This window comes from Pedococcus sp. P1_H8 (assembly GCF_056405175.1).
Window position 1 is genome coordinate 49,633 of record NZ_JBFUCP010000015.1, and the last position, 13,490, is coordinate 63,122.

A 13,490-nucleotide genomic window follows, 5' to 3' on the forward strand; every position below is an offset into this window, starting at 1 on the left:
CCATGAGCCTCAAGGCTCGCCAGCAGCCCGGTGCGCCGCGGTCGTCGCGCACCGGGCCGTCGGCCTGGCTGGCAGTCCCCTCACTGGTGTTCTTCATCGGTTTCGCCATCGTGCCGTTGGTGGGAGTGGTGGCCTTGTCCTTCATGACCTGGGACGGACTGGGCACCCCTCAGTGGGCCGGTGCAGCCAACTGGTCGCGAATGCTGGGCGAGCCGGTCGTGCGCCACGCCATGTGGCTCAGCCTGTTGCTGACCGCTGCCACGTGGATCACGCAGTTCCCGATCTGCTTGCTGCTCGGGGTGTTCATGGCGGGGCAGGAGCGCTACCGCGCGGTGCTCAGCGTCTTGTACTTCCTGCCCCTGCTGTTCTCCTCCGCCGCCGTCGGCATCGCCTTCAAGGCGCTCCTCGACCCCAACTTCGGGCTCGGCAGCGCAGTCGGAGTCGACTGGCTCTCCAAGGACTGGCTCGGGAATCCCGGGTTGGCCATGCCGGCCATCGTGTTCGTCATCGGTTGGTGCTTCATCCCGTTCCACTCGCTGCTCTACCAGGGTGCGGTGCGACAGATCCCGCAGACGATGTACGAGGCGGCGCGGATCGACGGTGCGGGCCGGGTGAAGACCTTCCTCAACATCACCGTCCCGCAGCTGCGCAACACGATCATCACGTCCTCGACCCTGATGATCGTGGGCTCGCTCACCTACTTCGACCTGATCTTCGTCATGACGAACGGCGGCCCCGGCAACGCGACGCGGATCCTGCCGCTCGACATGTACCTCCGTGGCTTCCGCGCCTACGACATGGGAGGGGCGAGCGTGGTCGGAGTGCTCCTCGTCGCAGCGGGACTGCTCGTGTCCTACCTGCTCAACCGCCTGTCCGGGTCCAACAAGATGGACAGCCAGATGGAAGGGGCCTGACATGCGCAGCCGTGTCGCCAACCGCAATCCCATCGGGGGCCTGTTCGGCTGGATCTGGCTGGTCCTGGTGATTCTGCCTATCTACTACATCCTGGTGACCAGCCTGCGGCCTCGGGCCGAGTACTACTCGGCCAATCCGCTTTCGCTGCCTCATGCGCCAACGCTCCAGGCCTACCGGGAAGTCTTCGCCGCAGACTTCTCCCACTACTTCCTCAACTCGCTCTTCGTCACCCTGACGACGGTCGCGGTCACCGTCTTCCTGTCGCTGCTGACGGCATACGTCGTCGTGCGGAACAGAGGCCTGTTCTCGCGTCGCCTGTTCGACGTGTTCCTGCTGGGGATCGCCATCCCGATCCAGGGCGTGATCATCCCGGTCTACTACCTCATCGTCCAGCTCGGCCTCTATGACACGCTTCGCGCAATCATCCTGCCCGGCATCGCCTTCGCCATCCCGATCTCGGTGCTGATCCTGGTGAACTTCCTGCGCGACCTGCCGAACGAACTCTTCGAGTCGATGCACATGGACGGCGCGAGCGACTGGACCATCCTGTGGCGCCTGGTGGCGCCTTTGAGCAAGCCAGCCATCGTCACAGTGGCCATCTACGACGCCCTCAACGTCTGGAACGGCTTCCTGTTCCCGCTGATCCTCACCCAGAGCGCATCAAAGCGTGTCCTGCCTCTGTCCCTCTGGTCATTCCAGGGCTCCTTCTCCGTCAACATTCCCGCCGTGCTCGCGGCGGTCGTGCTGTCCGTACTGCCTCTGCTGGCGGCCTACATGGTCGGCCGACGGCAACTCGTCTCAGGGCTCACGGCCGGATTCAGCAAGTGAACGGCGTTTCCTCCACGATCGAAAGGCACTGATGAACGTCTGGAACGACCCCTCGGCACCGGTGCAGGAGCGCGTCGAGGCCCTCCTCGCGGAGCTCACGCTGGAGGAGAAGGTGGGCCAGCTTGGTAGTTATTGGCCCACGCCGAGGACTGCCTCCAGCCTGTCGGGCGACGTGGCCCCCATGGCGAACGCCATGGGGGACGGTGCCCCTTGGGAGGAATCCATCAGGCATGGGCTTGGCCACCTGACCCGACCCTTCGGGACGGAGCCGGTGAGCGCGGAGAACGGGGTGGCAGAGCTGCGCGAGTACCAACGCGCCGTAGTGGCACGGTCACGACTGGGCATCCCGGCGATCACTCATGAGGAATGCCTGACCGGTTTCACATCGATGGGGGCGACCGTGTACCCCGCGTCCATAGCCTGGGGCGCGACCTTCAATGCCGAGCTCATCCGTGAGATGGGGGACGCGATCGCACGGGACATGAGTGCACTGGGTGTGCACCAAGGCCTTGCCCCGGTGATGGACGTCGTCCGCGACTACCGCTGGGGGCGCGTGGAGGAGACCTTGGGAGAAGATCCCTACCTGGTCGGCACGCTCGGCTCCGCCTACGTCCAGGGCATGCAGCAAGCGGGGGTCATCGCCACCCTCAAGCACTTCGCCGGGTACTCGGCGTCGAAGGCAGGCCGCAACCATGCACCCGCCCCCATGGGACGTCGCGAGCTCGAAGACATGATCCTGCCACCGTTCGAAATGGCCATTCGCGAGGGCGGTGCGGGCTCCGTCATGAACTCCTACTCGGATGTGGACGGCGTCCCCGCGGGAGCCAGCGTCGAGCTCCTCACGACCGTGCTTCGCGATCGCTGGGGCTTCCAGGGGACCGTGGTGTCCGACTACTGGGCGGTCACCTTCCTCGAGTCGATGCACCGGGTTGCCGAAGACGCTCTCCAGGCCGGTGCCACCGCCCTTCGGGCCGGCATCGACGTCGAGCTGCCGAACACCCAGACCTTCGGACATCTGGTTGAAGCCGTGGAATCCGAGGCGCTGGCTGAGTCCCACGTGGACCGTGCCACGCGCCGGGTGCTCCGACAGAAGATCGAGCTGGGCCTGCTCGACGAGGGTCACGACGTGACGCACGACGGCGAGGCGGTAGACCTCGACAGTCCACGCAACCGGGACATCGCGCGCCGACTTGCCGAAGAGAGCGTCACTCTCCTGGCCAACAACGGCACGCTTCCGCTCACGGACGGCACCAAGGTTGCTGTCGTGGGGCCGTGCGCCGACGACGCACGCACGTTCCTGGGCTGCTACTCCTACCCGAACCACGTCCTACCGCGATATCCCGAGCTCGGCCTGGGACTCCAGATGGACGACCTGGTCTCTGCCTTACGGGCCGAGCTCGGCCCGCAGCGCGTGTCCCACGAGAGGGGTGTCCCGATTCTTGAGCCGGATCGCTCCGGAATCAGCGCGGCAGTTGAAGTCGCCCGCGCCGCCGACGTGGCCATCGTCGCCGTCGGTGACCTCGCCGGGCTCTTCGGGCAGGGCACGTCCGGGGAGGGTTGCGACGCCGTCGACCTCACCCTGCCCGGCATCCAAGCCCAGCTCGTCGAAGCGGTGCTCGAAACCGGTACGCCGACAGTGCTCGTGGTGATCTCCGGTCGCCCGTACGCGCTCGGCGCGTTCGCAGGACGGTGTGCCGCGATGGTTCAGGCGTTCATGCCGGGCGTGGAGGGTGGTCAGGCGATCTCGGGTGTCCTGTCAGGTCGACTCAACCCGAGTGGCAAGCTGCCTGTGGGCATCCCGAACCATGTCGGAGGGCAGCCGGGCACGTACCTCGCTGCGCCGCTCGGGTGGTACAGCGAGGGCGTGTCGAACCTCGACCCTCGGCCGCTCTTCCCCTTCGGCCATGGTCGGTCGTTCACGACGTTTGCCGTGACCTCTCTCTCGCTGTCTGCTACCGAAGTTCCGGTGGATGGGTCGGTGGAGATCTCCGCGACCGTGACCAACACTGGCGACCGCGCTGGGGCGGATGTCGTCCAGCTCTACCTCGGAGACCCAGTCGCAGAGGTCACCCGACCGCTCAAGCAGCTCACGGCATACGCCAAGGTGCTGCTCGACCCAGGGGAGAGCAGGCGGGTCACGTTCGAACTCCACGCGGACCGCACGTCCTTCACCGGCCTCGATCTCAAGCGGATCGTCGAGCCGGGCGAGATCACCGTGATGGTCGGATCGTCAAGCGAGGATCTCCCGCTGCGGGAGTCGTTCCGGCTCGTGGGCAGGCGACGAGTCGTTGGCGAGGCCCGCGTGCTCACTACACCAGCTCAGATCTCTTCCCTCTCAACCCCTTTCGCCAGCTGAAATCGAGGACACGTCATGCTTCGCCAGCCCACCAAGGAAGACAGATTCTCGTTCGGCCTCTGGACCGTCGGTTGGACCGGCGTCGACCCGTTCGGGTCTGCATCCCGCCCTGCCCTGGACCCGTGGGAATACGCCGAGAAACTCGCCGAACTGGGCGCATGGGGCGTGACCTTCCATGACAACGACGTGTTCCCCTTTGATGCAGACGAGGCGACGAAGGAGAAGATCGTCGGTCGGTTCAAGAAGGCCGCCGACGCGGCCGGACTCGTCATCGAGATGGTCACCACGAACACGTTCAGCCACCCCGTGTTCAAGGACGGCGGCCTCACGTCCAACGACCGCGGTATTCGGCGGTTCGGCCTGCGCAAGGTGCTGCGCGCGGTCGACCTGGCCAATGACATGGGCGCCACGACGTTCGTGATGTGGGGCGGACGCGAGGGCAGCGAATATGACGGCTCCAAGGACGTGTTCGCGGCCATGGAACGCTACCGGGAGGGCATCGACACCATCGCTGGCTACATCAAGTCACAGGGTTACGACCTGCGAATCGCCTTGGAACCCAAGCCGAACGAGCCACGGGGCGACATCTTCCTGCCCACAGCCGGACACGCACTCGCCTTCATCGCCGAGCTCGAGCACGGCGACATCGTCGGCCTCAACCCCGAGACCGGGCACGAGCAGATGGCCAACTTGAACTACACCCACGGACTGGGCCAAGCGCTGTGGAGCGGCAAGCTGTTCCACATCGACCTCAACGGTCAGCGCGGGCTGAAGTACGACCAGGACCTCGTGTTCGGGCACGGCGACCTGATGTCCGCGTTCTTCACTGTCGACCTGGTCGAGAACGGGTTCCCCGGCTACCCCGACGGACCGCGCTACACGGGGCCCCGGCACTTCGACTACAAGCCGTCCCGCACCGAGTACATGGATGGGGTGTGGGAGTCCGCCAAGGCGTGCATGTCCACCTACCTGATGCTCGCCGACAAGGCCCGCGCGTTCCGCGCCGACCCCCGTGTTCAGGAAGCCATGGCGTACGCAGGCGTCTACGACCTGGCGAAGCCGACCCTGGCTTCCGGGGAGACGGTCCAGGACCTCCTCGCCGGTGATGACGACTTCGACATAGACAACGCCGCCGAGCGCGACTACGGCTTCGTCAAGTTGCAGCAGCTGGCCCTCCAGCACCTCATCGGCTAACCGTGCCTCTTGTCGCCGGGGTCGATTCCTCCACCCAGTCCTGCAAGGTCGTCATCCGCGACGCTGCGTCTGGTCAGCTGATCCGACGCGGCTTCGCGACCCACCCAGCGGGAACCGAGGTAGACCCCGAACACTGGTGGCGCGCGCTGCAGGCCGCAGTCACCGACGCCGGCGGCCTGGATGACGTCGCCGCCCTTTCCGTCGCAGGCCAGCAGCACGGCATGGTCTGCCTCGACGTCGCGGGCCGGGTGATCCGCCCGGCGCTGCTGTGGAACGACACTCGCTCCGCCGGCGCCGCCGAGAGCCTCGTCGCCGAGCTTGGGTATGGGGACACGGCTCAGGGTGCTGAATGGTGGGCAAAAGCGGTCGGCTCCGTGCCGCTTGCTGCCTTCACCATCGCGAAGTTGCGCTGGCTGGCCGATCACGAACCCGACAATGCGGCCCGCATCGCCGCCATCGCGCTTCCCCACGACTGGCTTACCTGGCGACTGTCTGGAGCCGCATCTCTCGACACGCTTGTCACCGACCGCTCAGACGCCTCGGGCACCGGATACTTCGACTCAGTGACCAACAGGTACCGCCGCGACTTGCTGGCGCTGGCGCTACGGCGCGACGAGGTCAGCATCCGCCGCATACAGCTTCCGCGGGTACTGGGCCCAAATCAGCGGGCCGGCACTGGCGATGCCACCCTAGGTCTCGGTCACCTCGACCTTGGCCCTGGCTGCGGCGACAATGCTGGTGCAGCCCTCGGACTTGGGCTGGGGCCCGGTCAGACGACCGTTTCCATCGGTACCTCAGGGGTCGTAGCCTCGGTTTCCGACAACCCCACTACCGACCCGACGGGCACCGCCGCGGGATTCGCAGACGCCACAGGACGCTTCCTTCCGCTGGCGTGCACCCTCAACGGGGCTCGCGTGCTCGACGCCACCGCCCGAGTGCTCGGCGTGGATCACGACCAGCTGTCCCAACTGGCGTTGAGCGCCAAACCGGGAGCGGAGGGCTTGGTCTACGTGCCATACCTCGAGGGCGAACGCACACCGAACCTGCCTCAAGCGCGCGGGGAGCTGCACGGCATGACTGTCGGCAACCTGTCCCGCGCGAACCTGGCCCGCGCAGCGGTGGAAGGCTTACTCGGCTTACTCGGAGCGGCCATGAACGGGCTGCGCGCTCAAGGCGTGACCATCACCCGTGTCGCCCTCGTCGGGGGCGGAGCCCGCTCCGAGGCAGTTCGCCTCATCGCCCCCGCAATGTGGGATCTGGAGGTTGAGGTCCCTGACGCCGGTGAGGACGTCGCGGATGGAGCCGCGCGCCAAGCAGCCTGGGTGCTCACCGGCTCGGCCACGCCGCCCGTGTGGGCACACCGAGGAGTCCGGACTTTCTCCGCGCCTGCCGCACCCGAAGTACAGGTGGCATACGACGAATGCGCACGCCTCGTCGCGGATCGGTGTCCCTAGCCATGTCCGTAAGCACCATCAGGGACGTGGCCAACGCTGCAAATGTCTCAGTCGCCACCGTCTCCCGCGCCCTGCGAGGACTGGACCACGTGCATCCAGAGACGCGTGACCGGATCCTGCGGGTCGCCACAGAGCTGGAATTCGTGGCGTCGCCCACCGCAGCCTCACTCGCCTCTGGTCGCACGCAGCTCATCGCCGTCGTGGCGCCGTTTCGAACCCGCTGGTACTTCACGACCCTCCTGAGTGTCATCGACCGGACGCTGCGCGAGCACAACCGCCACGTCCTCCTCGTAGACCTGGAAGAAGACACATACGACCGTCGCCGCCGACTCACCCAGGCGATGTTGCGCAAACGCGTCGACGGGATCATCACGCTCAACATCCCCGTGGACGAGGCTGAGCTGGAGGTGATCGACCGGCTCAACCTTCCCCTGGTTGCTGTCGGGACACCCGTTCCGGGCCGCTCTGTCGTTCGAGTCGACGACGCACTGGCAATACGCAGCGCAACAGAACATCTGATCGCGCTGGGCCACCGGCGCATTGCCTACGTGGGCTCCGTTCCGGACCACGTCGCCCACACCGAAACACCGCTTCAGCGGCTGAACAGCTTTGAGCAAACCATGGCCGACCACGGGCTCCGGCCGCCGCCGTCGTTCATTGTCGACGCCCAGTGGACGGCCCTCTCGGCGGCCAGCGCGGTCTCGCACCTTCTCCTGGGCTCGGACTGCCCGACCGCAGTCCTGGCAGCATCCGACGAGATGGCTATGGGAGTCGTCCAAGCCGCACGCAGGTTGGGACTCCGGGTTCCGCAGGACCTGTCGGTGATTGGAATCGACGACCACGAGTTGTCCGAGGTCATGGACCTCACCACGGTTCGCCAAGACCTTCACACGCAGGGACGGCGAGCCGCGGAGATGCTCGTACAGAGCCTCGAGAATCCCACGACCCCGAAGGCAACCCTCACCGTCCCAACGGAGTTGGTGATCCGCGGCACAACTCAGGTTCCGAAACGCCAGCACGCGACAAACCGCGTTCCCCTCGCCCGTCCATCTCGACGAGTGACTATCGAGCAGTCTTCTGTGAGTGCGCCGTGAGCACATTGCACCCTGCGAACGGCGGGAGCCAAGTGGGCGCCGCATCGCTGACCAACTGGGCCGGGAACCACACGTATGCCGCTGAGCGGCTCGTGCGCCCAGAAACGGTGGAGGAGCTCCAGGACATCATCGCCCAGGCTGTGCGCGTGCGAGCCCTGGGCACGCGGCACTCGTTCACGGACATCGCCGATACCACGGGGACGTTGGTCAGCCTTGAACGCATACCGCCAGACCCCATCATCGACCCCGCGCAAAGGATTGTGTCCGTGGGTGGGGGTGCCAGCTACGGAGCTCTCGCCATCGCGCTCGAGGAGCAGGGATGGGCGCTGGCGAACATGGCCTCACTGCCCCACATCTCCGTTGCCGGCGCGGTGGCCACGGGAACCCACGGGTCGGGCGACCACAACTCCTCGCTGGCGGCGGCGGTGCAGGCCATCGACATCGTCGGCCCGGATGGACGCCTTCGCAGTCTGCGCCGGGGTCAGCCCGACTTCGCCGGAAGTGTCGTCGCGCTCGGCGGGCTTGGAGTCGTGACTCGGCTCGAGCTCGATATCGAGCCCAGCTACCTGATGCGCCAAGACGTTTACACGGGGCTGACGTGGTCGACCTTGGAGAGTCGGTTCGACGACATCACCCGAAGCGCCCACAGCGTCAGCCTGTTCACCCGGTTCGGCGACGAAGGCATCGGCCAGATGTGGATCAAGAGCCGGAGCGACGCCCAGGTGCCGGTCATGGATTTCGGCACCGTCCGCGCGAACCGGACGATGCACATGCTGGATGGAGCCCAGACCGACGCGGTGACGCAGCAAGGCGGGGTCGTCGGCGCGTGGCTCGAGCGGCTCCCGCACTTCCGGCTCGCCTTCACCCCCAGCCGTGGGGAGGAACTCCAAAGTGAGTACCTTCTGCCGCGACCAGTCGCACTTGAAGCCATCGCCTGCCTGCGCGAACTGTTGCCTCAGTTCGCTGGCATTTTGCAGACGGCCGAGATCCGGACGGTCGCTGCGGACGACCTGTGGCTCAGCGGCTCATACCGCCGTGATGTCGTCGCCATCCACTTCACATGGACCCGCGACATGCCCGCGTTGATGCGTGTTCTCCCGTCGATCGAGAGGGCCCTACTGCCGCTCGGCGCACGCCCCCATTGGGGCAAAGTCTTCTGCGCCTCGGCCCGCTCTCTGGCGCCCGCGTATCCGCGCTTCGCGGATTTCCTTGCCTTGCGCGACCGGGTCGACCCTGAACGCAAGTTCGGAAACAACTTCCTTCAGCGCACCCTGGACCAGCACTGGCCGGGCACATGAAAAGGAGACATGAGCCCAGAATGACGGCTTCGGACACATCGGCGCCCATTTGGATCAGCTTTCCAGAACGAAAGCAGGGAGCGGGCCGTGCCTCTGCCACTGCCCCGGAGGCCGGCCCGCGCGAGTAGCGGCCCTCGGAGGACCTCCACGATCGACACGCCGGCCCACAACCCAAAAGCCACCAGCCGGCTCGGTGTCCGCGCCCGAGTCGGCTGGTACTCCAACCCTTTCCACCTCAAGGGAGGAATCGGCGATGATGCCACAGGACCTCCGCGGTGACGACGAGGTCGGGGCACCACCCCTGGCCCCGCGGTATACCGACACATCCGAGGGAACACCAGAGCAGCCGGGCACCCACCTGGGCCACGCCGCAGCTCAGAGGTGCGCGGCGTTTACGCACGACCACGGTGCGGGACAACGAACGCTCAGTACTGGCCACGCGGACGGTTGAGGTCGGCATAGTGCGAGCAGCGCGGATCCTTGCTCCCGTCGCCGATCTGTGGGATTGGCAGTTGAAAGGCGCCTGCAGGCAGGCGAACCCAGAGCTCTTCTTCCATCCCGAGGGAGAACGGGGCTTGAACCGTCGCTCACGCCTGTCCCAGGCCATCGCTGTCTGTGAAAGTTGCCCCGTACTTCAGTGTTGCCGCGATCACGCCCTTCAGACGCGCGAGCCCTACGGAGTCTGGGGCGGAATGACCGAGGACCAGCGATGGGATTACCACAGCGCCCTAGATAATTGACACCAGTCCCGGTCTCCCGGCGGACGAAGGCCGCAGGTCTTGCACTGAAGGCGACCTCCTTGCCCAACTGCTTGACACGACACCGCGGCCAGCGGGACGCACTGCGGTCGAGGACGAGCGCCGGTGGGCTGGGACGAGTTGGGGCCACCCGTGGGTGGCATCGATCCCCAGTTGGTCCGTGGCGGCGGCGTCGCAAGGCAGCGCTATGTGCCGGGTCGACGGTTGCTGGAGAAGTGCCCCCGCTTGCTCCCATGACGTGACGCGGTTCGTTCGACTGTGTGACCACGTGTGCCGCGATGTCGCGGAGCTTGACATTGGACTTTTGCGGAGCATCGCTCTCACGCGTGGCCACGGCGGCTCGAACCGATGACCGTCCGATCTTCGGACAGAGGCGACTGCGCAGGTTAGCATCCAACTCAGCAGCTCCGTGCACCATCTCGTGCGACATCCAGCCCGAGACGTCACCATCCTCTCCGCTCACGCGGGCGGCCCATTGTAGGAAGACCACGGCGGGAGAGTGAATATCTTTGGGCTCAGAATTGGGCCCAAAGAGTCGAACTTGAGTGGGCGAGGTATCGATCCGACAACACTCGCCCCGGGGCGACTCAAGACGTCGGCAGCGCTCTGACCTGCGACGATATGCCTTGGGGATCCTGTTCGGGTCACGCAGAGTCGCGGCCAGTCGCCGTCCGCGAATACGGATCAGAAGGTTAGGGGTTCGAATCCCTTCGGGCGCACGCTGCGTTGAGACAGACGACTGGGGCCCTGACCTGCGGCAACGCCGGTCAGGGCCTTACTCGTCCCTGAGGGTGCGGACAGCCGCAGGCGTCCCTCATCCCTCGTTCCATCCCTGCATCGGGGTCTGCGAGCAGCCGAAACTGGCGCGGGCAGGCTGGTGCGATGACCCAGACGCCGCCCGCTGCTGTTGGATCCCGCCGGCGGGGGAGCGGCACGCAACGCCAGCGCCGGCCCGGGGTGTGGGAGGTCCGCGTCCCCACCGCCCCCGACCCACTCACCGGGCGCCGTCGCCAGCTGTCGGTCACGGTGCACGGCACCGAGGCCGACGCCGACGCCCGACGAGTCCTGCTACTCACCACCGAGCCGCTGACCCGGTCCGCGGCGTTGACCGTCGGCGACCTGCTCAGTCAGTGGCTGGAGGCCGACCACCCGTGGAAGCCCGCCACCCTGGTCAGCCACCGCTCCGTGGCCCGCGCCCTGCGCGCCGACCCCATCGCCCAAGTGCCGCCCGCCCGCCTGAGCCCGGCGCTGGTGCGCGCCGCGATGACCCGATGGACCGCCGCCGGCGCCACCCTGTCCGTGGTCGGTGGCCGGTTCCGGGTGCTCCGCTCGGCGCTGTCCTGGGCCTGGGACGAACGCATCCTGCCCGAGCACCCCCTGCGCGGGATGCGCAGCCCCGGCCGCGTCCCGCCCCGACGCCCCCTGCCCGACCAGGCCGTGCGGGCGCTGATCGCCACCGCCGAGACCGCCGTCCTGGAAGCCCACGCCAACCACCACCCCGGCGACACCGGCTCCGCGGGCCGGCTGCGCCGGGCAGAGCAGGACCTGCTGCTGGTTCGGCTCGCCGCCGACACCGGCGCCCGCCGCGGCGAGCTGGCCGCCCTGCGCCTGGCCGACCTGGACGGCCGCGTCCTGACCATCGAACGCGCCCTGTCCGCCGGTCAGCTCACCACGCCCAAGTCGGGACGAAGCCGCACCCTCAGCGTCGGGTGCTCCACCGCCGCGCTGTGGCACCACCTGGAACGGCAATGGTCGACGCGAGCCGGGCAACCGGTGGGTCCATGGCTGTTCAGCCCCGACCTGGCCCACCAACACAGACTCGGCGCCGAAGTCCTCGGCCACCGCTTCGCGCTGGTGCGCGACGCCGCCGGAGTCCCGGACGCCACCCTGCACCGACTGCGACACTCCGTGGCCACCTTCCTGGTCGCACGCGGGCAGATCCTCGCCGCACAGGCCCGGCTCGGGCACGCCGACGCCGCCACCACCCTGCGCGAATACGCCCACGCGCTCCCGCTCACCGACGGCGCCGTCGCCGATGCCATCGACCGGCACCTTCACCAGGACCCGGCGCGAGCAGCGTCCAGGCAGGACGCCGCAGGGGAGGCAGCAACGCCCGACCCGTGACCCCCATTTGGCTCGGGCTCGTGATCCGCGCCCTCACGCGGCTTTCGCATCAATGAACGACCGGGACCCCTGGACGGATGTGGCCGATATGGGCGCGTCACTTCGGCCCACTATGGGCGCCCATTCGCCCGGAGTGGCAGACGTGTTGGCAGGCTCGAATGGCGTGTCACACGTCCGGCGAAGTCGTCGTGCTGCTCCGGGTGCGAATTTCAACGGGTTCAGTGGGGATGGCTTTCGCGAGCCGTGTGCTCTTCCGCTCTTGCGGACCCGCGTCACTCCCAGGCTGCAACGCATCGACTCGGCGTAGGTGGCAGGTCCGGCGCAGCCAAAGGAAGCTCGACCGTGCTGTTCGCTTCGCCTAGTTGGGTTGGCAACCGCAACTCTGCCGCACCATCAACTGGACGGGCAGGCACTCCGAGACTGCGGGGATCCCCGGCTGTTCGATGCGGTCAATGAGGACCCGAACCACTGTCGCGCCCATGGCCTCCATCGGCTGGCGAACGGTGGTGAGCTGGGGGCTAATCAATCGCCCCGAAACGAGTCCGTCGAAGCCTGTGACCGCAACCTGTCCCGGGACATCGATCTTGAGCTCTTTCAACGTGTCCATGACCGCCAGTGCAACTTCGTCATTTGCACACACGAAGGCGTCAGGGAGTTCATTGCGCTCCATCAGGTCCGAAATGGCCTCTCGATGATCGCCGGCTGCCGCCAATGGCCTGCGCGCCACGGGAAGTTTGGCGGTGCGTAGCGTCTCGCGAAACGCGTCGTAGCGTTCCCTCCGATCCGAGTCGTAGGTAGGGCCGACAAAGCGCAGGTGGCGCAGGTTGTGTGTCTCCACGAGGTGTGTGGTTAGAGCCCGCATCCCAGCCGCGTTGTCCACGCGGACCGTGCTCAGCGCGTCATCGCCTGGTCCACTTAGGAGCACCACTGGCAGCCGTTCAGCCACGCGGCGGACCTCCGCGTCGTCCGCCATTCCAGCAAAGAACAGTGCAAAGCCATCGACCCGGCCGGCCATGTCCGTCAGAACTGCTTCGGCGTTGGAGGGATTGGCTCCGGCGATCATCACTGCATACCCTCGGCGCCAGCACTCCTGCTCGACGCCTCGTTGGACTTCGTCCACGAACACCGGGAACGAGCGGAAGTCATCATTCGCATCCCTCGAACCCGAGATAGCTCCGATTTCTGGGGCGGCGACGGGCCGGTAATCCAGCGATATCAAGCCCAAGGCACCTGTCCGGCCACCGGCCAGTCCCCGGGCGCTACCGCTTGGTATGTAACCCAGTTCGCGGGCAGCCGCGTGGACCAGATGACGTGTCGCCTCTTTCACCTTTTCGGGTCGCCGAAAAGTGAAGGACACCGTCGCGATGGACACGCCAGCTCGCTCGGCGACCTCGTAAACCGTGGGACCCCTGCGCATCAGGCAACCTCCTGATGCGAACTATATGCGCATAGACCGGCAGGTCTTCCAG

At 66.7% G+C, this 13,490-nt stretch carries 10 protein-coding genes; 9 read left to right on the forward strand and 1 reads right to left on the reverse strand.

Going from position 1 to position 13,490, the window contains the following annotated elements; genetic code table 11:
* Positions 1–2: 2 nt before the first annotated feature.
* The 9 genes from AC1DYG_RS17775 to AC1DYG_RS17815 all read left to right on the forward strand — a co-directional run bounded on the left by AC1DYG_RS17775 (position 3) and on the right by AC1DYG_RS17815 (position 12,021).
* Positions 3–914 (forward strand): carbohydrate ABC transporter permease, encoded by a 912-nt coding sequence (locus tag AC1DYG_RS17775; RefSeq protein ID WP_477641195.1) that lies wholly within the window; start codon positions 3–5, stop codon positions 912–914.
* 1 nt (position 915) lies between these two features.
* On the forward strand, positions 916–1,743 hold the full coding sequence (locus AC1DYG_RS17780; RefSeq protein WP_477641196.1) for a carbohydrate ABC transporter permease: 828 nt from the start codon (positions 916–918) through the stop codon (positions 1,741–1,743).
* 31 nt (positions 1,744–1,774) lie between these two features.
* Positions 1,775–4,099, forward strand: a complete 2,325-nt coding sequence (locus AC1DYG_RS17785) for a glycoside hydrolase family 3 N-terminal domain-containing protein (protein WP_477641197.1) — start codon at positions 1,775–1,777, stop codon at positions 4,097–4,099.
* Positions 4,100–4,114: 15 nt separating this feature from the next.
* Entirely contained in the window at positions 4,115–5,293 is a 1,179-nt protein-coding gene (gene xylA / locus AC1DYG_RS17790; RefSeq protein ID WP_477641198.1) for a xylose isomerase, read from the forward strand.
* A gap of 2 nt (positions 5,294–5,295) precedes the next feature.
* Positions 5,296–6,747, forward strand: coding sequence for a xylulokinase (gene xylB / locus AC1DYG_RS17795; RefSeq protein ID WP_477641199.1), 1,452 nt, complete (start codon positions 5,296–5,298; stop codon positions 6,745–6,747).
* Between the two features lie 26 nt (positions 6,748–6,773).
* Complete coding sequence (locus AC1DYG_RS17800; RefSeq protein ID WP_477641200.1) at positions 6,774–7,841, forward strand: LacI family DNA-binding transcriptional regulator; 1,068 nt, start codon at positions 6,774–6,776, stop codon at positions 7,839–7,841.
* On the forward strand, positions 7,838–9,139 hold the full coding sequence (locus AC1DYG_RS17805) for a D-arabinono-1,4-lactone oxidase (RefSeq protein WP_477641201.1): 1,302 nt from the start codon (positions 7,838–7,840) through the stop codon (positions 9,137–9,139). The genes AC1DYG_RS17800 and AC1DYG_RS17805 overlap by 4 nt, the downstream gene beginning before the upstream one ends.
* A 461-nt stretch (positions 9,140–9,600) precedes the next feature.
* Complete coding sequence (locus tag AC1DYG_RS17810; protein ID WP_477641239.1) at positions 9,601–9,879, forward strand: WhiB family transcriptional regulator; 279 nt, start codon at positions 9,601–9,603, stop codon at positions 9,877–9,879.
* A 900-nt stretch (positions 9,880–10,779) separates the two neighbouring features.
* On the forward strand, positions 10,780–12,021 hold the full coding sequence (locus AC1DYG_RS17815) for a tyrosine-type recombinase/integrase (RefSeq protein WP_477641202.1): 1,242 nt from the start codon (positions 10,780–10,782) through the stop codon (positions 12,019–12,021).
* Positions 12,022–12,379: 358 nt separating this feature from the next.
* Here the strand turns inward: AC1DYG_RS17815 and AC1DYG_RS17820 are convergent, their stop codons facing one another.
* Positions 12,380–13,438 carry a LacI family DNA-binding transcriptional regulator gene (locus AC1DYG_RS17820; protein ID WP_477641203.1) on the reverse strand — a complete coding sequence of 353 codons (1,059 nt, stop codon included), beginning with the start codon at positions 13,436–13,438 and terminating at the stop codon, positions 12,380–12,382.
* Positions 13,439–13,490: the final 52 nt, after the last annotated feature.

What these genes read in the sequence shown, in the direction of transcription:
- AC1DYG_RS17820 (WP_477641203.1), bottom strand. Translation starts at nt 13,438, where the DNA reads ATGCGCAGGGGTCCCACGGTTTACGAGGTCGCCGAGCGAGCTGGCGTG.
- AC1DYG_RS17785 (WP_477641197.1), top strand. Translation starts at nt 1,775, where the DNA reads ATGAACGTCTGGAACGACCCCTCGGCACCGGTGCAGGAGCGCGTCGAG.
- AC1DYG_RS17775 (WP_477641195.1), top strand. Translation starts at nt 3, where the DNA reads ATGAGCCTCAAGGCTCGCCAGCAGCCCGGTGCGCCGCGGTCGTCGCGC.
- xylA (WP_477641198.1), top strand. Translation starts at nt 4,115, where the DNA reads ATGCTTCGCCAGCCCACCAAGGAAGACAGATTCTCGTTCGGCCTCTGG.
- AC1DYG_RS17780 (WP_477641196.1), top strand. Translation starts at nt 916, where the DNA reads ATGCGCAGCCGTGTCGCCAACCGCAATCCCATCGGGGGCCTGTTCGGC.
- AC1DYG_RS17815 (WP_477641202.1), top strand. Translation starts at nt 10,780, where the DNA reads ATGACCCAGACGCCGCCCGCTGCTGTTGGATCCCGCCGGCGGGGGAGC.